Source organism: Gilliamella sp. B3172 (assembly GCF_026536465.1).
GTDB lineage: Bacteria > Pseudomonadota > Gammaproteobacteria > Enterobacterales > Orbaceae > Gilliamella.
In genome coordinates this window covers 126,423-147,463 of record NZ_JAFNOA010000008.1, presented here as the reverse complement: position 1 = coordinate 147,463, position 21,041 = coordinate 126,423, and the positions used below count along the sequence as shown (strand labels likewise).

The following is a 21,041-nucleotide window of genomic DNA, read 5'->3' as shown; positions in this document are numbered from 1 at the left end:
GCTGGTTTAACTGCTCTTCACCATTAACCTTTAATACTGAAACAGGTGCATTTAACCCGTCAACCGTTAAGGTATAACGATTATGACTGACAGCTAAGCCGGTCAGTTCATGGAGTCCATGGAGTAACTGTTTACCAAATTGCTGTACCTGTTTGACGGGGTCGTTTGGAATCTGGTTGATCGGATCCTGCGCCATGATGTGCTCCTTTCGGTGATTTTAACAAAATAGAGACCAACAATAAGGGGATCATGGGAGGTGCATTTGATATAAAGTGTGTAAAAACGATTAGCAAACTATCCATGATGCTATGTCTGTCCTAAGTGTATAAAACAACAAATAATATTATTGTTATACCACTAATAACTTACGTGGTTTCGATATATTTTGCAACTGTTTTTATCTAAGACTTCTGGATTAATACAACTGATTTGATCAACGTTAGACAGGATTTTAATGACGATATTATCAGCAATTGATAAGTGTAAAAACGTTTGTATAGCAATTAAATAATACATCAAGCAGAGTAAGCAACAAATCGGCAGATGATATTGAGGGGAATTCAGTAAATAAGTTATCTAAAATAGTAAGTTTCCCAAAACTATTTTATCAATGCTAAAAACTAACTGCTTTGACGTTGCCAATAGGTTTTATGCGCAAAGCCAAGTAGATTATTAGTCATTTTGATTTGTTGTAACGTTAACGACCAAATTGGCGCTCGCATTATCCGAGCAAAGGGAAAGGCTCGATAATAGAGAGAATAAGCCTGCTTTGCTGGCTGATCGGTGAGCTGCGTTGCTACTGCTTTAAACTGTATACCTTGTATGTGTAGTATATTTTTTGGCGTCACGTTAATAGTACCAACGACTTGGGGGTGAGTTAACATCGCTTTAGCATGCTGCGTTTTCAATTCGGTAAGAAAATAAAGGCACATCTGTTGGTCATCAAACACATAAAACACATTGCACGCCGATAGCTGATTGTCAGGCAAAAGCACACTGAGCGAAAGCACATGCTGGTTTTTAATAAATTCAATGATATTGTTATCTATTTTCATTGGCTAACATTTATTACTGCGTTATTTGGGATGACGGTTTAAGTGCATATCTTCTCCCCAACGTGGTAAAGCGGGAATATCAAGATCAAAAAGATCCAATGCTCTTGCAACACTATGAGTTATGACATCATCAATACTTTCAATGTGTTGATAAAGTGCCGGTACCGGTGGGAAAATTACTCCGCCCATTAAGGTGACCGCTTCCATATTTTTGATATGTGCTAAGTTCAAAGGAGATTCTCTTACCATTAACACTAATCGTCGTCGCTCTTTTAAGACCACATCTGCCGCCCGAGTGAGTAAATTATCACTAAAACTATTGGCAATAGCCGACAAAGAGCGCATCGAACAAGGCGCAACCAACATTCCCATAGTTTTAAATGAGCCACTGGCAATTGCTGCACCAATGTTGTTGACACTATAAACCTTATCAGCAAGCGATTCGATCTGTTTTATGCTGTAGTCGGGTGCTTCATAAGATTGGGTTATTTGGGCGGCTTTTGAAATAACCAGATGCGTTTCAACATCCATTGGTTTTAATAATTCTAGCGCTTTGATGCCATAAGCAAATCCGGTTGCTCCACTGATACCAATAATTATCCGCCTTGCTGTCATTTTGTTTCCTATTGTTATTTGCTCTTAGGTAAAAGGTACTTTATCTTAAAACAGAAAATTGAACGGGTTTTAAAGACCATTGTAAAAATATCTCGTTATATTATCAAACATAAGTGTGCTCAACAGCTTTTCTTTTGCAGTAGTTAACTATTTAATAGTAGAAGGCGTAAAATACACAGTTTAATATGGAATTTTATCGAAAAGCATAAGGGAAACGGTGTTTTGAGTTAAAGATTATAACAAGCATTCTATTGAAACATTGCCTACTAAGAAAGTAGGCAATGGTAGTGAGTGATTATTCTTGCGCCATTGGCGTTTCAACGATATCAGTTTTTCTGTTATCTTGAATAGCCTTAATTTGATCTGCATATTTGCTTACAGCTTCTTTATTTGACAATAAGCTATAAGTTAAAGTGAATTCAGTGCTTTGTCCGGGTTCTAATTGACGGACTCGTTTTTGCTCACGTTCAATTGTAACAGGATAAGCGAAGCTAGTTCCTGGCTCTAAACCGGTAACATAACCTTGTTTAATTGGATCGAAGCTTTTCCACAATGAAAATACCGGTAATTGTTTGATGTTATAAGCAATACCAACAGCTTTGTCGCCATTTTTGTCCGTTAACATGACTTGAGTTTGCCCGTCATTTTTTGCATAAGGATAGATGTTAAATACCATTTCGCTGGCATCATTGATTGGACCGGAATAGGTTTCCCAAGTTTTTAAACCACCTTTAGCATAATCGTTAAACGGAGAAATTTCTTTCACAGGTGCAACAAACTTAGCCCCTTCTTCTAAAATTGGCGTACCAAAGTTACTATGATAGATGATTTGATAATCACTGGTAGCCTTACCTTTATTCGTCACAACATCATGAATAGTGAATTCTTTGGTGCCCGGAACATAAGTTAATGACGTCCAAGTTTCTAAATTTTTATCATTATCTGATTTTTCTTCAATAAGCCCTTTGATTGTTAGGGTATATGGCGGTTTATCTTCTATATTGACAAGTAATTTTGACACCGGAATATTTTGAACACGTCCATGAAGTGAGTATATTTTACCGTCTGCTTTGACAGGGTGACCACTCCATTCAAAACCACAACGTACTAGCATCTCATCAAAACCATCTAACCAGCCTAAGCCATCACGACTTTCAAGATCGATAAATTTAGGATTAATAACACCTTTAACAGGAGCATCCCACCCCAAACGAATGCCGTCACCTTCCACAGAGAGAATGCCCATTCCACGGGTTGGGCTTAAATAGATGTTGAAATTACCACTTGTAATTGAAAGCAGTTGAGACCCCTCTTCTTTACCACCAGTTAACACTCTATTTTGTATTCTAAAATTGGTATCTTTTAATCCAATATCGGTATTGTGAACAACCCAAAATCCTTTATCGATATCTTTTTCCTTGTCGATAAGAACATATTCTTGAGCTTGGGCGGTAGCAGTGATGAAAGTTAGCGCTAATGCTAGTGAACTGATTTTGGTTTTCATAACGATTCCTTATAATTAATGAAATTGTACTCAATATGGAAATAACTATCTTCTTTTAACAAATTTAAAATGCATTTCTAAACCCAACTAATTTATACCTTACTAAAAAATAGCAACTAAATTAACAATTTGGCCTTACTTGACCGGTTTTCCAATGCTTACGGCATACAGAATGAAACTCCGTATCACCTAAATGAATAGAATTACCAAATTTAACAATCTGGCCGTCTTGGCCTTCTAATAAATTCATAATGGCTTTTTTGCCACACCAGCAAACTGTTTTAAGCTCTCTAAAATTATCTGCAATCTCTAATAATGTTTTGGACCCTTCAAATAACTGTCCCATATAATCGGTCTTTAATCCAAAAAACATCATAGGAACGCCATATTCATCACAAACATCGGATAACTTCCAAATCGTTTTGGATGATAAAAATTGACTCTCATCAATCAAAATACAAGCATAATTACTTTGTTTTATGTGTTCAATAATCTCGTCAACACTGTTATCATCAAGTTGTAATGCTTTTTTTCGCAGCCCTAATCGAGACACAATTTCTACTGCTGAATCACGAGTATCTACCGATGACTTTAACAGTAATGTCTTCATATTGTTACTTAAATAATTATGATCAATCTGTAATAACTCAGTAGACTTTCCCGCATTCATTACAGCATAAATATAATAAATTTTAGACAAAATAATACTCTCGAAAATAAAATAAACAATCTTGATTTAAAAGGTAAGCAATCATTACTTACCTTTTTTAATAGTTAGTTTTTAAATAGTTAAAAACGAAATTATTTCGCTTTACCTTGGTTTGCTACTGCTGCTTGTTTAGCGGCAATTTCATCGGCATTACCTAAATAGTAATGTTTGATAACTTTCATATTGTCATCAAATTCATAAACTAATGGTACGCCAGTTGGAATATTTAAATCGATAATATCATCATCGCTGATGTTATCTAAATGTTTAACTAATGCACGTAAAGAGTTACCGTGAGCAGCGATAATAACACGTTCACCTTTAGCAACACGTGGTGCGATAGTTGATTCCCAGTATGGAAGTACACGTTTGATAGTTAACGCTAAGCTTTCAGTTAATGGTAATTCAGATTCTGGTAAATTACGGTAGCGTGAATCGTGTCCCGGAAAACGTTCATCCGATTTTTCAAGCGCAGGAGGAGTAATGGCAAAACCACGACGCCATAATTTAACTTGTTCATCACCATATTTTGCTGCAGTTTCAGCTTTATTTAAACCTTGTAATGCGCCATAGTGACGTTCGTTTAATTTCCAACTTTTTTCAACAGGTAACCATGCTTGATCAACTTCATCAAGCACGTGCCATAAAGTGTGAATTGCACGTTTTAAAACTGAAGTGAAAGCATAGTCAAATTGGAAACCTTCTTGTTTAAGTAGTTGCCCTGCTTCTGCTGCTTCTTTATTACCTTTGTCAGATAAATCTACATCAGTCCAACCACAAAAACGATTTTCTTGATTCCAAACACTTTCTCCATGTCGAATAAGAACTAATTTTTTTACTGCCATGAATTTAACTCCTTTGTTGCTTAAAATAAAAACGGTTAAATGAATTCTGTTCTATCAAAATGCACAGAGTTAACTGTGCATTTTGGTTTTAAATAATCTATATTTTCAAATTTAAATTAATTTGAAAGGTATTTTAAAGGATCAACAGATTTAGCTTGATAACGAATTTCAAAATGTAATCTCACTGATGAGGTACCTGTCGCCCCCATTGTAGCAATTTGTTCACCCGCGCGAACAGCTTGTTGCTCTTTCACTAAAATAGTTTGATTGTGCGCATAAGCGGTTAAATAATCATCATTATGTTTAACGATAATTAAATTACCATATCCCGGTAATGCATTACCTGAGTAAACAACTCGACCGTCAGCTGCCGCAACAATTTTATCACCTAACGAACCTGAAATATCGATCCCTTTACTTGCATTTGAGAATTTTTCAATGATCTTACCTCTGGCTGGCCATTGCCATGCAATATTATTATTTGACACAGTGCCTGTTGCTGGTGGTGGCGTTGTGGTGACCGTATTGGTTGTTTGCGTTGTTTTAGGTGGTTTACCCTCATCAATCGTTGTTGTTGTGGTGGTTGTTGTGGTGGTAGAAGCTGGTTGATTATCTAATTGGCCTCCACCATAATTACTACTACCACTATTTGTGCTTGCAGTTTGAGAAGTAGTTGTCTGTTGCGTCACAATAGTTGTTCCACCGCTCACATCTAAAACTTGCCCAACATTGACAGCATAAGGCTCTTTGATATTATTTTTCGCTGCTAACGAACGATAATCATTACCGGTCACCCAAGCAATGTAAAACAGAGTATCCCCACGTTTAACGGTATAAGTATTGCCTTGATATCCGCCTTTGGGAATATCCTCATAATTACGATTATAAGTGATTCGTTCATTAGTCGTCACCGTACCATTGCTACTGGTGGTTGTTGATGTATTTTGAATCGAAGATGTTGTTTGAGTCGGTTGGTTATAAGATGTTGGCGTTGAATAAACGCGAGAACCTGTAGAAATATTTGACGGCGGTTTAGTATATACAGATGAAATTGATCCGCCAGAAGAACCGGAAATATCTTCGATTTCGGCTTGATCAGTTTGAGTACAAGCAGCAATCATCAAACTTAAACAACTTAATGTTAGAATTTTTTTCACAGCAACACCTTTCATTTTTTAATATTGTTTTATGAATATATTTTATCGCTTTTGTTGTAAAAAGCTATTATATTGATTCCATGTTATGCTAAATTGAGCAAGTCACTGAGCATTAAGCTATTTATCACCTAATATAGCGCACTTTTTTAGCAAGTTACAAAGCATCGCTTTTGCGACGATTTAACATAATTATATCATTTGTTAAGTGAATATTTGTTACAGACAACAAATGATTAAAAATCTTACTTTAAGTTTTAAAAAAGACTTAAATTGAATTAATTTTGAAAGCCATGAGTATATACAATAAAATAGGCATTCGTACAGTCTCTTTAACGTATTTTCTACGAAAATTTAATGTGATTTAAAATAATGACTTTATATATTGTTGCAACACCTATTGGAAATTTAGACGATATCACACTTCGAGCAATTGAAACACTCAAAAAAGTTGATCTTATCGCTGCTGAAGATACCCGCCATAGTGGTTTGCTTTTACAACATTTTGGCATTAAAGCTAAACTGTTTGCGCTCCATGACCATAATGAACAAGACAGAGCACAACAATTGATAGATAAGCTAAAATCCGGCTTGTCTATAGCACTGATATCTGATGCCGGCACACCATTAATCAACGACCCGGGCTATCACTTAGTGAAAGCGTGCCGTGAAAATGATATCAAAGTTGTACCAATACCCGGTGCTTGCGCTGCTATTGCTGCGCTGTGCGTAGCAGGATTACCTTCAGACAAATTTAGCTATGAAGGTTTTTTACCCGCAAAAGCAAAAGCCCGGCAAGATTACTTAACCAGTCTCATTGACCAACCACATACCATGATTTTTTATGAATCGACACATCGATTAATCGATACATTGCAAGATATGCAAACTATCTTTGGTGCAGATAGACAAGTGGTGTTGGCAAAAGAGTTAACCAAAACATGGGAAACTATTGTGAGCTATCCAGTAAGTGAGTTGATTCAATGGCTGCAAACGGATACAGCACGTCAGAAAGGGGAATTTGTTTTAATTGTGGAAGGAAAAGCTAAAACCGATAATGAAATCGATGCCAAAGCTATTAGCACCCTTAAATTATTACTTAAATCCTTACCATTAAAACAAGCAGCAGCATTAACGGCTGAAATTTATGGACTGAAAAAAAATCAACTTTATCAGCTTGGTTTAACCTTTGAAAAGACAAATTAAGCCTACCTACCAAATAGCTTAACGATTGATTTTTAATTAGATTTCATCATAAACAAGAACATTGGCACATTTAGCGTGATTTAGTATATAATTAGCCCTTAATTTTTTAAGATATTTAATGATAAAAGGTAACATACAGTATGGGATTTAAATGTGGGATTGTCGGATTACCAAATGTTGGTAAATCAACTCTTTTTAATGCACTAACCAAAGCAGGTATCGAGGCGGCTAACTTTCCGTTTTGTACAATTGAGCCAAATACAGGTGTTGTGCCAATGCCGGATCCGCGTTTAGATCAGCTTGCTGAAATTGTCAAACCACAGCGCACATTGCCAACCACTATGGAATTTGTCGATATTGCAGGTTTAGTAAAAGGCGCATCAAAAGGCGAAGGCTTAGGTAATCAATTCCTAGCCAATATTCGTGAAACCGAAGCCATTGGGCATGTAGTTCGTTGCTTTGAAAATGAAAATATTGTCCATGTAGCGGGCAAAATTGATCCGGCTGAAGATATTGAAATTATCAATACTGAACTTGCGCTATCCGATCTTGAAGCGTGTGAACGAGCGATCACTCGTCTACAAAAACGGGCAAAAGGTGGCGATAAAGATGCCAAATTTGAGTTAGAAATTTTAGAGAAATGTTTACCCCATTTAGAGCAAGGTAAAAAACTCTTGCTACTTGATTTAAGTAAAGAAGAGCTTGATGCCATTAAATACCTAAGCTTTTTAACCTTAAAACCAACCATGTACATTGCCAATGTAAACGAAGACGGTTTTGAAAATAATCCGTTTTTAGAAAAAGTGAAAGCGATTGCAGCTGAAGAAAAATCGGTTGTTGTGCCAGTTTGTGCCGCAATTGAAGCTGAGCTAGCAGAGCTTGACGATGCTGACCGTGATGAGTTTATGCAAGATTTAGGCTTAACCGAACCGGGATTAAATCGGGTAATTCGTGCAGGCTATAGCCTATTGAATTTACAAACCTATTTTACAGCTGGCGTAAAAGAAGTCAGAGCATGGACAATTTCAGTTGGTGATACTGCGCCACAAGCAGCCGGTAAAATTCATACTGATTTTGAGAAAGGTTTTATTCGGGCGCAAACTATCGCTTTTGATGATTTTATTAAATATGGTGGTGAACAAGGCGCAAAAGAGGCCGGTAAAATGCGTTCAGAAGGCAAAGACTATGTCGTACAAGACGGCGATATAATGAACTTTTTATTTAACGTTTAGCAATTAAATTGCGCCGCTTTAAGGTGGCGCAAACTTCAAGCGATTAAACCTAAGTTTCCAAGTTCTTTATCCTCTCTTTTATACTGAAACGTAGTAATTTTCTGAAACTTCTTGACAAAAATCACCTAAGGACAATTTAATTAAGGTAGGACATCAATGTTACTGACTTTTGAACAAGCCACAAAAACCATTCTTCAAACCGCTGCTATGACTTCGCCACTTAGTTGCGAGAAAGTGAGTTTAGAAAGCGCCCTGGATCGAATTACGGCTGAGCCAATTGTTTCGCCAATGAACGTACCAAGCTTCAATAATTCTGCAATGGATGGTTATGCTGTCAGATTATCAGATATAACTCAGTCCACAACACTACCTTTAGCGGGCACAATTTTTGCCGGTGATGATATCGCCAATTTACAGTGGCCAGAAGGAACATGTTTACGAATTATGACTGGCGCACCGTTACCAGCTCAGGCCGATGCGGTTGTCATGCAAGAACATACTGAAAAATCCACAACAGGCATCAGATTTTTAAATGATATAAAATCCGGTGATAATATTCGCCTTGTCGGTGAAGATGTTAAACAAGGTAGCATTATTGTTGATAAAGGTACACGATTAACCATTCCAACCCTCTCGACACTTGCCACCTTAGGCTTAAGTGAAATTATCGTTTATAGAAAATTAAAAGTTGCACTGTTTTCAACAGGTAATGAGCTTACTGCAATGGGTCAGCCGTTAGCCAGTCATAGCGCAATTTATGATAGTAACCGTTTCACTCTAAAGTTACTGCTAGGCAAATTACATTGCGAGATTATCGATTTAGGCATCATTGCCGATGATCCAATCAAAATCAAACAAGCGCTTGATTGCGCAGCACAGCAAGCTGATTTAATTATCACCAGTGGTGGGGTTTCGGTGGGTGATGCGGATTATACTAAACAGGCCCTTGAAGCGCTGGGACAGGTAGATTTTTGGAAACTGGCAATCAAACCCGGTAAACCTTTTGCTTTCGGAAACATTAATAAAGCCCTTTTCTGTGGCCTGCCGGGAAATCCGGTCTCGACACTGGTCACCTTTTACCAATTAGTCAGACCGCTTATTTTTGCGCTTTGTGGCCAAAAAATTACAAATAATGATCTTACTTTTAAAGTTAAAACGGCAACTAATCTTAAAAAAAGTGTGGGTCGATTAGATTTTCAACGTGGCATATTGCAAATCAATTCAAGCGGAGAGTTAGAAGTAAGTTCAACCGGGCAACAAGGTTCACACTTGACCCAATCATTTAACCAAGCAAACTGTTTTATTTTACTTGAACAGCAGCGTGGCAATGTCAGTCAAGGTGAGTGGGTAACAGTGGCACTGTTTGATGCACTATTAAAATAGTGCCACTAAAATAGCGCCTGCGGCTATCATAGCAACGCCGATACCGGCGAGAAATGAAATCTTTTCGCCAAATAAGATCACCGCAAAAACAACGGCAAAAACGACACTGAGTTTATCAATCGGGGCAACTTGTGAAACTTTACCTTCTTTGATTGCCATAAAATAGAACAACCAGGATAACGCCCCGGCAATCCCACTTAACGCAATAATCAGTAATGCTTTTTTATCGTTAAAAAAGGTATTAATGAGATTTATCTTACCTTGAACAATAACCACGCCAACCAAAAAAACAGCCATCACAATCGCACGTATTGCAGTGGCCGTGTTTGCATCAAGGTGCTGTAAGCCTATCTTACCTAAAATTGCAACAAAAGCAGCCGAAATTGCCGAAAGCAATGCATATATCAACCAAGCACTCATACTAATACCTGTCTATTTGAAACAAGTATTGCTGATTATTTGAGTTGCTTTCGCACTGTTGTGATTTATTCATTACACCACGGCAATCTTCCAAAACGCCATGAGCTTTAGACCAATGATATTTTTTACCCTGATCGTTTTTACCACCACAACCAACTAAAACGACACTCAAAGCGATACAAGATAACGCAAGTAATGCTGATTTCATCCTTTTCTCCTTTGTTAAAAATGTGGTTAGATAACGTCTATTTGCTGTAAACAGATAAACTATTTTAATCCATAACCTAAGCGATTGATAGTATGACTACCACCTATTTTTAAAAGATAAAACGCACGATCACCTTTTAACTCATTTAATAACGCTGGCGGTTCATCTAACGGTTCATCAGCCAATTCAAATGCTCCCCAATGAATAGCTACTGCGGTCTGACAGTGAAGCTGATCAAACAATAAAATCGCCTGATTGGGATCGATATGTTGAGATTGCATAAACCAACGTGGCGCATAAGCCCCTATCGGGATTAATGCTAAATCGATGTGTGCAAAATGCTCGCCGATCTGTTTTAAAATCGGACTATAGCCGGTATCCCCCATAAAATAGACAGTTTTACATTGTTGTTTATCATCCACATTTGATTGAATCATCCAGCCACACCATAATGCTTTGTTCACATCAAAAAGCCCACGATTACTCCAATGTTTGGCAGGCGTTGCCGTAAACGTTAACCCTGTCACGTTTACCGACTGCCACCAATCTAATTCGATGACTTGCTTTGCGCCCCACTTAGATAATTTCTTTTTTAAACCTAAAGGAACTAACATCACAACATTCGGAAAACGAGCCAACAGCTGGCGAATGCTATGATAATCCATATGGTCATAATGATTATGCGAAATGACGATTACATCGATAGTTGGCAATTGATCCGCCGTGATTGCCGGCAAGGTACGGCGCTTAGGGCCGATAAACTGGGAGGGAGAGACGCGTTTTGAAAACACCGGATCGGTTAAAATCCTTTTACCGTCAAGTTGAATTAGGGTAGTTGAGTGACCTATCCACCAAACTCGATCATCCGTTAACGTCACATCAATCGGTTCACACCAAGTTTGATTAAATACTTGATATCCCCCTTTAGGCGGTAACACCTTGCGCTGACGACGCCAACGCCACGTATCGACTAATTTAATTTTAAACGGTTCCTGATTTTCAAAGCCCTTGCCCTTATGATGATTGGCAATCGACGGTGTTTTTTTGTTCATGATCAGATTATTTTGCTCTTAATTAGTCAATCAATTGGCTGTGCGCTCGATCACAACAGCTACATTACCCGCATTTGCAACGGCATCGGGTTTTGAAACTTTAATTTTTAACCAATTCACACCAAATTTTTCTATCACCAGTTCCGCAATACGCTCAGCAACACACTCGATTAGCTCAAATTGGTTTGACTGAATAAAGGTGGTAATTGTTTGGCTAACCGCAAAATAGTCCAAACACAGTGACACATCATCAGTTTTGCCTGCCGGCTGATTGTCCCAAGCCATTTCAAGGTCGAGAATTAACTTTTGTTTAATGGTCTTCTCCCATTGATAAACACCGATAGTGGTAAATAGCGTTAATTCTTCAATTAACACTCGATCTTTACAATTTGTATTCATACTTATTCCACTGACTAATTAGTATTGAATAGAGATTACCGAATCTTATTAAATTACGCTATAATTTATTTTAAATTAAGCAAATTATTCACAACTATGACTCGAATTTTTCAGCCCTATACCATTGTTCAAAACAGCTCTATTACCCTTGATGATAATGCCTTTAATCACTTGATCCGTGTTCTAAGAATGAAAGTCGGTGAAAATATTATCTTGTTTGACGGCTCTAATCAGATAACCCCGGCAACGATTAGCGAAATCACCAAAAAAACCGTGACGGTCAAAACGGCCAGCACCGTGTTGGATAATCGAGAATCGCCATTAAATATTCATCTCGGGCAAGTCATATCCCGTGGTGAGAAAATGGAATTTACTATCCAAAAATCGGTTGAACTTGGGGTTAACACCATTACCCCGCTACTTTCAGAACGATGTGGCGTAAAGCTCGATCAAGACAGACTTGAAAAAAAAGTTCAGCAATGGCAAAAAATTGTTATCTCAGCCTGTGAACAGTGCGGGCGAAACATCATCCCGGAAATCAAACCAGTTATGAAATTATCCCATTGGTGCGGAAGTTTAACCGAAGGCTTAAAACTCAACCTTCATCCTAAAGCTCAGCAAACAATAAACCAATTACCGTGCGATAATAAAACCATTAACTTACTCATTGGGCCTGAAGGCGGGCTTTCAGATGAAGAAATTGACATGACTCATCAACATCAATTCACCGATATCTTACTCGGACCTCGTGTATTACGTACCGAAACCGCCGCCCTTACCGCAATTACCGCCTTACAAGTCCGTTTTGGTGATTTAGGGTAATTTAAGCTAAATAGACAAGATAATAGATGTTTAATATTTGCATCTTAATCTGTAACAGGTATGATAGTGGATATCACACTTTATAAATAGTGATAAACCACTATCTATCCTAATGTTTCAGTCAAATCTAAACGCAAGAACAAGATAGTACAAGTCACCACCATAATTTCAGTAAAAAACAAAAAAATCAGTAAGGAGAGACCATGATTAAGCTTGGTATTGTTATGGATCGTATTAGTCATATCAAAATTAAAAAAGATACCAGTTTTGCCATGTTACTTGAGGCACAAAAACGAGATTACCAAATTTTTTATATGGAGATGAATGATCTTTTTTTACGCAATGGTGAAGCTTGTGCAACAACACGCAAATTAACTGTCTACAATAATGACGAACATTGGTTTGATACCAGTGATGAACAAACAATCGCACTTAGTGAACTTGATGTTATTTTAATGCGAAAAGATCCACCTTTTGATACTGAGTTTATCTATGCAACCTATATTTTAGAACGAGCAGAAGACAAAGGCGTACTGGTGGTCAATAAGCCACAAAGTTTACGTGATTGCAATGAAAAGCTCTTTACAGCTTGGTTTGCTCAATTTACACCGGAAACGCTGGTGACTCGTCAAACCAAACAGATCAAGGAATTCCACCAACAGCATGGCGATATCATCCTAAAACCGCTCGACGGTATGGGGGGATCTTCCATTTTTCGTATTAAACAAGATGATCCTAATGTGTCGGTGATCATTGAAACCTTAACTGAACACAACAGCCGTTACTGTATGGCACAAAACTTTATACCCGCAATAAAAGACGGTGATAAACGTGTATTAGTTGTTGACGGTGAACCGGTGCCTTATTGTTTGGCTCGCATTCCACAAAAAGGCGAAACCCGGGGTAATCTTGCCGCTGGTGGACATGGCGAAGTTAGAGCATTAAGTGAGAGCGATTGGCATATTGCCCGCAGTGTTGCGCCAACATTAAAACAAAAAGGCCTACTATTTGTAGGGCTTGATATTATTGGTGATAAATTAACTGAAATCAATGTCACCAGCCCAACTTGTGTTCGCGAAATTGAAGCGGCAAATCCCGGTCTTTCAATTACCGGAATGTTAATGGATGCAATCGAACACCGTTTAAATAAAAAGAGTTAAAAAATGATAAGAGAATTCCAAAGTACCGATTTAGATAAAGTAATGTCAATATGGCTTGAAGGAAATCTACAAGCACATGATTTTATCGATCCTGAATTTTTTAAACAAAATTTCCAATTAGTTAAAATGCTCATCCCGATGTCAACGGTCTATGTGCAAGACCTTAATGGTGTAAAAGGATTTATTGGGCTTACCGAAAACTATATTTCTGGCCTATTTGTTGAGCAGGCTTATCAACGACAAGGCACAGGAAAAGCGCTAGTGAATAAAGCAAAGCAACGTTTTAATGAATTACTGGTTCACGTCTATGAAAAAAACACAGCCGCTATTGATTTTTATCTAGCGCAAAATTTTGAAATTGTTTCAAAATCTCTCAATGAAGAAACCCAAGAAGCTGAATTATTAATGCGCTGTGTGGTTGAGCACAAAGTTAAAATTGGTCAATGCGCCTTATAAACTAAAAAAAATGTGAGCATATGAACTTAAAAAATCATTTTATTATCGCCATGCCAACGATTGAAGACTCGTTTTTCAGTCGTTCAGTTGTCTATATCTGTGAGCATAACCGTGATGGTGCCATGGGTATTATTATTAACAAACCTATTTTAGATCTGAACGTTGAAACAGTCTTGTCACGTTTAGAAATCACCGCAAGCAAAAATTGTGCTGAGTTAGAGCATCCGGTTTTTTGCGGCGGACCACTTGCAGAAGAGCAAGGATTTATTTTGCATACCCCACAAAAAGGGTTTGCATCAAGTATTCAAATTTCTGATGATGTGATGATCACCACCTCGCTTGATGCACTAAAATCGATTGGCTCGCCTGAACAACCTAAAGATCTCCTGCTAACATTGGGTTATTCAAGTTGGCGCTCTTTACAACTGGAAGATGAAGTCGCCTGTAATGATTGGCTGGTCACCAAAGCTGATCCGCAAATTATTTTTGAAGTAGCGATCGACGATCGCTGGCAAAAAGCGGCAGAATCATTAGGTGTTAATATTAATACGATTTCACACCTAATGGGAAATGCTTAACCAATGGCAACCATTATTGCATTTGATTTCGGAACGGCGAGCATTGGCGCCGCTATTGGTCAAGATGTGACTAAAACAGCCAGTCCTCTTTGTGCTTTTAAAGCACGGGACGGTATCCCCAATTGGCAAGCTATCGAAAAATTATTAAATGAGTGGAAACCCGATTATTTAGTTGTCGGGCTACCGCTTAACATGGACGGAACAGAACAACCCTTAACTGCCCGTGCTCGTAAATTTGCTAACCGACTACATGGCATGTTTGGTTATCAAGTTCATTTGCAAGATGAACGATTATCAACAGTCGAAGCCAAATCGCATATTTTTGCTTCCGGTGGATATAGAGCGCTGGAGAAAGGTCGAGTCGATGCCACTTCGGCAATCATTATTTTAGAAAGTTGGTTTGACAACAATTAATCCTAAGAATTAAAAAGTTATTTTACAAATATTTGTTCGCTAATCAATATCTTCCTTGCTAAAATAATGACCAATTTTTCTATTGTAAGGATTGCTCCCCGTGTCAAACAACAATACTTTAAGTTATAAAGATGCCGGCGTCGATATCGATGCCGGTAATGAATTGGTTAATCGCATTAAATCTGTCGTAAAAGAGACCAAACGGCCTGAAGTTATGGGCGGTCTGGGTGGTTTTGGCGCTCTTTGCGCCATTCCACAAAAATATAAAGAGCCGATTTTAGTGTCCGGTACTGACGGCGTCGGCACCAAATTACGTCTTGCAATGGATTTAAACCGTCATGAATCAATTGGTATCGATTTGGTGGCAATGTGTGTTAATGATTTGATTGTTCAAGGCGCTGAGCCGCTATTCTTCTTAGACTATTATGCAACAGGTAAACTTAATGTCGATGTGGCAACAACGGTTGTAACAGGTATAGCCGAAGGCTGTAAACAGTCGGGCTGTGCGCTAGTTGGTGGTGAAACGGCTGAAATGCCCGGTATGTATCATGGCAATGATTATGATTTAGCCGGTTTTTGTGTCGGCGTCGTTGAAAAAGCCGAAATGATTGACGGAAGCAAAGTACAACACGGTGATGCTCTCATCGCCCTCGCCTCTTCGGGCGCCCACTCTAATGGCTACTCTTTGATTCGTAAAATTCTACAAGTCAGTGGTGTCAATCCGGCGACTGAACAACTCGACGGCAAGCCGCTTGCCGATCATCTATTAGCCCCAACTAAAATCTATGTAAAATCGGTGTTGGATTTAATCGCACAAATCGATGTCCACGCCATTGCCCATATTACCGGTGGTGGTTTTTGGGAAAACATCCCACGAGTATTACCGGATAACACCCAAGCAGTCATCGATGAAAGTAGTTGGCAATGGCCAAGCGTATTTAATTGGCTTCAAAAAACCGGTAATGTTGAGCGCCACGAAATGTATCGTACCTTTAATTGTGGCGTTGGTTTAATCATCGCTTTACCGAAACAGCTTGCTGAAAAAGCAATTAATATACTCAGCAGCCACGGCGAAAAAGCGTGGGTGATAGGCGAGATTATCCAATCATCCGATAGCCAACGAGTTGTTATCAAGTAGTTTTATTCATTCAATATTATTCAATCTCTCAAAGATTGAGTAATATTGAACCATGTCATTAACAAGTGTCAAAAACAGTTGGCTTATTAATTATACAACGCCAATAAATCAGCAGCGATAACAAGCAAAATACTCAACAAACAAGCAATCTTTTTAGTAATAGCCATTTGCTTCCTGATCCTAACTCATACGCTTTTTGTAATAGGCAAATTCAACAAGTTATCCAAAAAATTTAACATAAAAATAACTAAAAGCTATCTTACTTTCTGGTACAATAGCGAAAAATTATAATAACTAAGTAATGTCGTAACACTATAAAACACAAGGTTTTTTAATGATCATATCAGATGCTAATAGTGCGGTATCATCCGTCGCTTATCGGGCAAACGAAGTCATTGCCATTTATCCAATAACCCCTAGCTCATCTATGGCTGAGCAAGCTAGCACATGGGCAGAATTTGATAAACCAAACGTATTTGGTGATATCCCTAAAGTGGTTGAAATGCAATCTGAAGCGGGCGCAATTTCGACCGTGCACGGTGCGTTAATGACCGGTGCATTATCGACATCTTTCACCTCATCACAAGGTTTATTATTAATGATTCCTTCGCTATACAAAATAGCCGGGGAACTCACACCATTTGTGCTGCATGTGGCAGCACGTAGCATTGCCACGCATGCTTTATCAATATTTGGTGATCACTCCGATGTCATGGCAATGCGACAAACTGGTTTTGCTATGCTCTGCTCAAGCTCTGTTCAAGAAGCGCAGGATATGGCGTTAATTTCACAAATTGCCACCTTAAACAGTCGTGTACCGTTTGTACACTTTTTTGACGGCTTTCGAACTTCTCATGAAGTGAATAAAATTCACCCTATTAGCGATGATGATATCCGCCAATTATTACCAACTGATGCCATTGACGCATTTCGTGCTCGTGCCTTAACGCCTGATAAACCGATTACCCGAGGCACATCGGCTAATCCCGATACCTTCTTTCAATGTCGAGAGGCGGTTAATCCTTATTATCATCAAACTTATCAACATGTTGTTGATGCGATGCAGGCTTTTGCAAAACAAACCGGCCGCAAGTATCAACCTTTTGAATACTACGGCGCAAACGATGCTGAACGTATTATCGTGATTATGGGCTCCGGTGCCAGCACCACAAAAGAAGTAGTCGATCATCTGTTGCAAAATAACGAAAAAGTTGGGGTTGTGATTGTTAGATTGTTCCGCCCTTTTTCAGCTAAACATCTACTGGCAGTTATCCCCGAAACGGTACAAAAAATTGCGGTATTAGATCGCACCAAAGAGCCGGGAGCACAAGCCGAACCACTCTATTTAGATATTATGACGACCTTTGCTGAAAGTTTTTCTCAAGGAGAACGGCAAACACTACCGAAAATTATCGGCGGACGTTATGGTTTATCCTCAAAAGAGTTTGATCCACGTTGTGTATTGTCTATTTTTGCTGAACTAGTATCGGACAACCCAAAACCACGTTTTACCGTGGGTATTTATGATGATATCACCGGCTTATCTTTACCATTACCGACAGAATCCATTGCCCAAAAATCGGCACTTGAAGCGCTATTTTATGGACTCGGTAGTGACGGCACGGTTTCGGCTACCAAAAATAATATTAAAATTATTGGCGATAGTTCACCGTTTTATGTTCAAGGTTACTTTGTATATGACTCTAAAAAGGCTGGCGGATTAACAACCTCGCATTTGCGAGTCAGTTTAGAACCGATTGATTCGCCTTACTTAATCACCAGTGCTCACTTTATTGGCTGTCATCAAGATCAGTTTATCGACAAATATCAGATCGTTGATAAATTAAAAGATGACGGTATCTTCTTACTTAACACCCCTTACAGTAAAGAGGAAGTTTGGCACCGCTTACCCAAAGAGGTACAAGTACAATTAATTAAAAAACGGGCACACTTTTATATCGTTAATGCGGCAAAAATTGCTCGCGAATGCAACTTAGGTGCCAGAATTAATACTGTAATGCAAGCGGCCTTCTTTCACCTGTCTGAAATCTTCAAAAATGATTTTAGCATTGCTCAATTAAAAGAGGTGATAGCAAAAAGCTACAGTAGCAAAGGACAAGATTTAGTCGAAAACAACTGGAAAGCGCTTGATTTAGCCATTGCTTCGCTTGAACAAATTCCATTAAGTTGTGTCGATCAAAGCAGTCAATCAATGCCACCGGTCGTACCGGATAATGCACCTGATTTTGTTAAAACGGTCACAGCAGCAATGTTAGCTGGCTTAGGGGACACTTTACCGGTATCGGCATTTCCGCCTGACGGCACTTGGCCGGTTGGCACAACAAAATGGGAAAAACGCAATATTGCCGAAGCAATCCCAATTTGGCAACCGGAACTTTGTACCCAATGTAACCATTGTGCTGTTGCCTGTCCGCATGCGGCAATCCGTGCCAAAGTTGTTCAACCCGATGAGATGTTAAATGCACCTGACACCTTACAGTCACTTGAAGTTAAAGCAAGAGATATGAAAGGACAACGCTATGTATTGCAAGTCGCTCCGGAAGACTGCACAGGCTGTAACTTATGTGTTGAGGTTTGCCCGGCAAGAGACAGAAATAACTTCGAGATAAAAGCAATTAACATGCAATCACGAATCGATAACCTACAAACCCAGCGTACTAACTATAATTACTTTACCGCGTTACCTGATCGTGAAATTAAAACACTCGAACGGATCGATATTCGAACTTCGCAACTGCTTACGCCACTATTTGAATATTCCGGCGCTTGTGCTGGCTGTGGTGAGACGCCTTACATTAAACTATTAACTCAGCTGTACGGTGATCATCTGGCAATCGCTAATGCAACGGGTTGTTCATCTATCTACGGCGGTAACTTACCGGCTTCCCCGTATACCACCGATCGTAATGGACGAGGTCCGGCTTGGGCAAACTCATTGTTTGAAGATAACGCTGAATTTGCTTTAGGCTATCGTATTAGCTACGATCAACACAAAAAACGCAGTTTGCGTTTGTTAGAACATGTCGCTGGCGAAATATCACCTGAAATTGTCTTAGCGCTACAATCAGCCGAAACCTCAATTGACGAAAAACGTCAGCAAGTTAAGATATTACGAGAACAACTTGCCCATATCGAATCCAATGAAGCAAAAGAGCTGATACAAAACGCCGATTATTTAATCGACAAATCAGTCTGGGCAATTGGTGGCGACGGTTGGGCATATGATATCGGATTTGGTGGGCTTGACCATGTGATGAGCTTAACTGAAAATGTGAATATCTTAGTGTTAGATACACAATGTTACTCTAATACCGGTGGTCAACAATCCAAAGCAACGCCAATGGGAGCGGTATCTAAATTTGCTGATTTAGGTAAGCATAAAGCGCGTAAAGATTTAGGTGTTAGCGTGATGATGTATGGTCATGTGTATGTGGCACAAGTTGCATTAGGTTCACAACTCAACCAAACACTAAAAGCCTTACAAGAAGCCGAAGCTTATAATGGACCTTCACTGGTTATCGCTTACAGCCCTTGTGAAGAGCACGGCTATGATCTGTCTAAATCACACGAACAAATGAAAGATCTCGTCAAATCGGGCTTCTGGACACTCTACCGATACGATCCTCGCCGCATGGCAGAGGGTAAACCGGGACTGGTGTTGGATTCTAAAACGCCAAACAGTGAAGCATTAACCAACATCTTGCTGAAAGAGCAACGCTTCCGTCGTTTAGAAACATTAGAGCCGCAAGTTGCTGATACTTTACATGAACGCTCGACCAAAATGGTAGAGTCTAAATATAAATTCCTACAAATGTTAGCAACTTATTCAGATATCGAAACGCCAGCTGATAGCTAGCATGAGATAACATCTGAATAACAATCTATAAGCCCTGTACTTATCAATTAACAAAGTAAGTACAGGGCTTATTCTTTTCGTTTTATAACGCTAATAGGATTGCAAAAACCGCCGTTACTATGCTCTACAATTCGGATGATATAGATGAACGATAACTATGATCAAAATATAACTATTGGTAAACAATAAGTATGGTTAAAAAATCAGAATAGATAAACGATAAGATATGATTAAGAAGGTTTGATTGACAAATGGTTAGGTTAGAATAGAAAAAAGCGCTTTAACTGATAGCAATTAAAGCGCTTTTAACAAATCTTGCGAAAATAAATAATATTTATTTATCGGTTATTCGGCGAGTCATCCAATAGTGTTTTTTCCAATAATCTTCATTCAGATTTGAGTAGATAACCCCTTTGGAAGTTGAAGCATGTAAGAATTTACCATTGTCATAATAGATACCGACATGTAAACCACTACGGCTTCGTCCTGTTTTAAAAAATACTAAATCCCCTGCTTTTGGTTGGGTAACTTTATAGCCCAATTTAGCCTGCTCCGCCGCACTTCTTGGTAAGTTTTTAGAAAGTCGGTTTTTGAAAAAATTCATCACTAAACCGGAACAATCACTCCCTGCTAACGTTGTTCCCCCATAGCGGTAAGGTGTTTTTTTCCACTTTTTGTAGTGTGACTCAATTTTAGCCAACATTTGTGGATCAGATTTAGAGTTTTTTGTCGACACTTGCCCTTGACTAGTGCTACAACCAAATAAAGTAAAAAGGCAAAAAAGTAATGCAGTGATTAAAAAACGCTTATTCAA

General features: G+C 38.7%; 22 protein-coding genes. 10 read left to right on the top strand and 12 right to left on the bottom strand.

Annotated elements, in window-relative coordinates:
- From J3U37_RS09880 to nlpD, 7 genes are all read right to left on the bottom strand, one after another.
- Positions 1–196 (bottom strand): hypothetical protein (locus J3U37_RS09880; RefSeq protein ID WP_267374661.1); only part of this gene is annotated, 196 nt, incomplete at its 3' end.
- 424 nt (positions 197–620) lie between these two features.
- On the bottom strand, positions 621–1,055 hold the full coding sequence (locus J3U37_RS09875; protein WP_267374658.1) for a pyridoxamine 5'-phosphate oxidase family protein: 435 nt from the start codon (positions 1,053–1,055) through the stop codon (positions 621–623).
- A gap of 21 nt (positions 1,056–1,076) precedes the next feature.
- Positions 1,077–1,670 carry a UbiX family flavin prenyltransferase gene (locus tag J3U37_RS09870; protein WP_220217525.1) on the bottom strand — a complete coding sequence of 198 codons (594 nt, stop codon included), beginning with the start codon at positions 1,668–1,670 and terminating at the stop codon, positions 1,077–1,079.
- A gap of 295 nt (positions 1,671–1,965) precedes the next feature.
- The gene (locus J3U37_RS09865; protein WP_220217526.1) at positions 1,966–3,174 is read right to left on the bottom strand and encodes an aldose 1-epimerase family protein; all 1,209 of its coding nucleotides are present in this window, start codon (positions 3,172–3,174) and stop codon (positions 1,966–1,968) included.
- Positions 3,175–3,295: 121 nt separating this feature from the next.
- A complete protein-coding gene (locus J3U37_RS09860; RefSeq protein WP_220217527.1) occupies positions 3,296–3,874 on the bottom strand; it encodes a thymidine kinase in 579 nt (192 codons plus the stop codon).
- 101 nt (positions 3,875–3,975) lie between these two features.
- Positions 3,976–4,728, bottom strand: coding sequence for a 2,3-diphosphoglycerate-dependent phosphoglycerate mutase (gene gpmA, locus J3U37_RS09855; protein WP_267336336.1), 753 nt, complete (start codon positions 4,726–4,728; stop codon positions 3,976–3,978).
- 116 nt (positions 4,729–4,844) lie between these two features.
- Positions 4,845–5,885, bottom strand: a complete 1,041-nt coding sequence (nlpD, locus tag J3U37_RS09850) for a murein hydrolase activator NlpD (RefSeq protein WP_267329081.1) — start codon at positions 5,883–5,885, stop codon at positions 4,845–4,847.
- Positions 5,886–6,254: 369 nt separating this feature from the next.
- On the opposite strand from nlpD, the gene rsmI reads away from it, so the two are divergent.
- From rsmI to moeA, 3 genes are all read left to right on the top strand, one after another.
- Positions 6,255–7,088: a 16S rRNA (cytidine(1402)-2'-O)-methyltransferase gene (gene rsmI / locus J3U37_RS09845; protein ID WP_267374656.1), complete on the top strand. Its 834-nt coding sequence runs from the start codon at positions 6,255–6,257 to the stop codon at positions 7,086–7,088.
- A 140-nt stretch (positions 7,089–7,228) separates the two neighbouring features.
- On the top strand, positions 7,229–8,320 hold the full coding sequence (gene ychF / locus J3U37_RS09840) for a redox-regulated ATPase YchF (protein ID WP_220217531.1): 1,092 nt from the start codon (positions 7,229–7,231) through the stop codon (positions 8,318–8,320).
- Between the two features lie 156 nt (positions 8,321–8,476).
- The gene (gene moeA, locus J3U37_RS09835; RefSeq protein WP_267374654.1) at positions 8,477–9,703 is read left to right on the top strand and encodes a molybdopterin molybdotransferase MoeA; all 1,227 of its coding nucleotides are present in this window, start codon (positions 8,477–8,479) and stop codon (positions 9,701–9,703) included.
- Here the strand turns inward: moeA and J3U37_RS09830 are convergent.
- The 4 genes from J3U37_RS09830 to folB are packed head-to-tail and all read right to left on the bottom strand — an operon-like array spanning position 9,695 to position 11,782.
- Positions 9,695–10,123, bottom strand: coding sequence for an EamA family transporter (locus tag J3U37_RS09830; RefSeq protein ID WP_220217533.1), 429 nt, complete (start codon positions 10,121–10,123; stop codon positions 9,695–9,697). The two genes, moeA and J3U37_RS09830, sit on opposite strands and share 9 nt — an antisense overlap.
- Position 10,124: 1 nt before the next feature.
- Entirely contained in the window at positions 10,125–10,331 is a 207-nt protein-coding gene (locus J3U37_RS09825) for a hypothetical protein (protein ID WP_220217534.1), read from the bottom strand.
- Positions 10,332–10,390: 59 nt separating this feature from the next.
- Positions 10,391–11,383: an MBL fold metallo-hydrolase gene (locus J3U37_RS09820; RefSeq protein ID WP_267374652.1), complete on the bottom strand. Its 993-nt coding sequence runs from the start codon at positions 11,381–11,383 to the stop codon at positions 10,391–10,393.
- 30 nt (positions 11,384–11,413) lie between these two features.
- Positions 11,414–11,782, bottom strand: a complete 369-nt coding sequence (folB, locus tag J3U37_RS09815; protein WP_267374650.1) for a dihydroneopterin aldolase — start codon at positions 11,780–11,782, stop codon at positions 11,414–11,416.
- A gap of 96 nt (positions 11,783–11,878) precedes the next feature.
- Between folB and rsmE the strand changes: the two genes are divergently transcribed.
- The 7 genes from rsmE to nifJ all read left to right on the top strand — a co-directional run bounded on the left by rsmE (position 11,879) and on the right by nifJ (position 20,227).
- Positions 11,879–12,604 (top strand): 16S rRNA (uracil(1498)-N(3))-methyltransferase, encoded by a 726-nt coding sequence (gene rsmE, locus J3U37_RS09810; protein ID WP_267374648.1) that lies wholly within the window; start codon positions 11,879–11,881, stop codon positions 12,602–12,604.
- Positions 12,605–12,807: 203 nt separating this feature from the next.
- Positions 12,808–13,764 carry a glutathione synthase gene (gshB, locus tag J3U37_RS09805; protein ID WP_267329076.1) on the top strand — a complete coding sequence of 319 codons (957 nt, stop codon included), beginning with the start codon at positions 12,808–12,810 and terminating at the stop codon, positions 13,762–13,764.
- Between the two features lie 3 nt (positions 13,765–13,767).
- Entirely contained in the window at positions 13,768–14,220 is a 453-nt protein-coding gene (locus tag J3U37_RS09800) for a GNAT family N-acetyltransferase (RefSeq protein ID WP_267329075.1), read from the top strand.
- A gap of 20 nt (positions 14,221–14,240) precedes the next feature.
- The gene (locus tag J3U37_RS09795; RefSeq protein ID WP_267374646.1) at positions 14,241–14,798 is read left to right on the top strand and encodes a YqgE/AlgH family protein; all 558 of its coding nucleotides are present in this window, start codon (positions 14,241–14,243) and stop codon (positions 14,796–14,798) included.
- Positions 14,799–14,801: 3 nt separating this feature from the next.
- Entirely contained in the window at positions 14,802–15,212 is a 411-nt protein-coding gene (ruvX, locus tag J3U37_RS09790; protein ID WP_267329074.1) for a Holliday junction resolvase RuvX, read from the top strand.
- 100 nt (positions 15,213–15,312) lie between these two features.
- Positions 15,313–16,350 carry a phosphoribosylformylglycinamidine cyclo-ligase gene (gene purM, locus J3U37_RS09785; protein ID WP_267374643.1) on the top strand — a complete coding sequence of 346 codons (1,038 nt, stop codon included), beginning with the start codon at positions 15,313–15,315 and terminating at the stop codon, positions 16,348–16,350.
- A 334-nt stretch (positions 16,351–16,684) separates the two neighbouring features.
- Entirely contained in the window at positions 16,685–20,227 is a 3,543-nt protein-coding gene (gene nifJ / locus J3U37_RS09780) for a pyruvate:ferredoxin (flavodoxin) oxidoreductase (protein WP_267374641.1), read from the top strand.
- A 334-nt stretch (positions 20,228–20,561) separates the two neighbouring features.
- Here nifJ and J3U37_RS09775 read toward each other — a convergent pair whose 3' ends face one another.
- Entirely contained in the window at positions 20,562–21,041 is a 480-nt protein-coding gene (locus J3U37_RS09775) for a C40 family peptidase (protein ID WP_220217544.1), read from the bottom strand.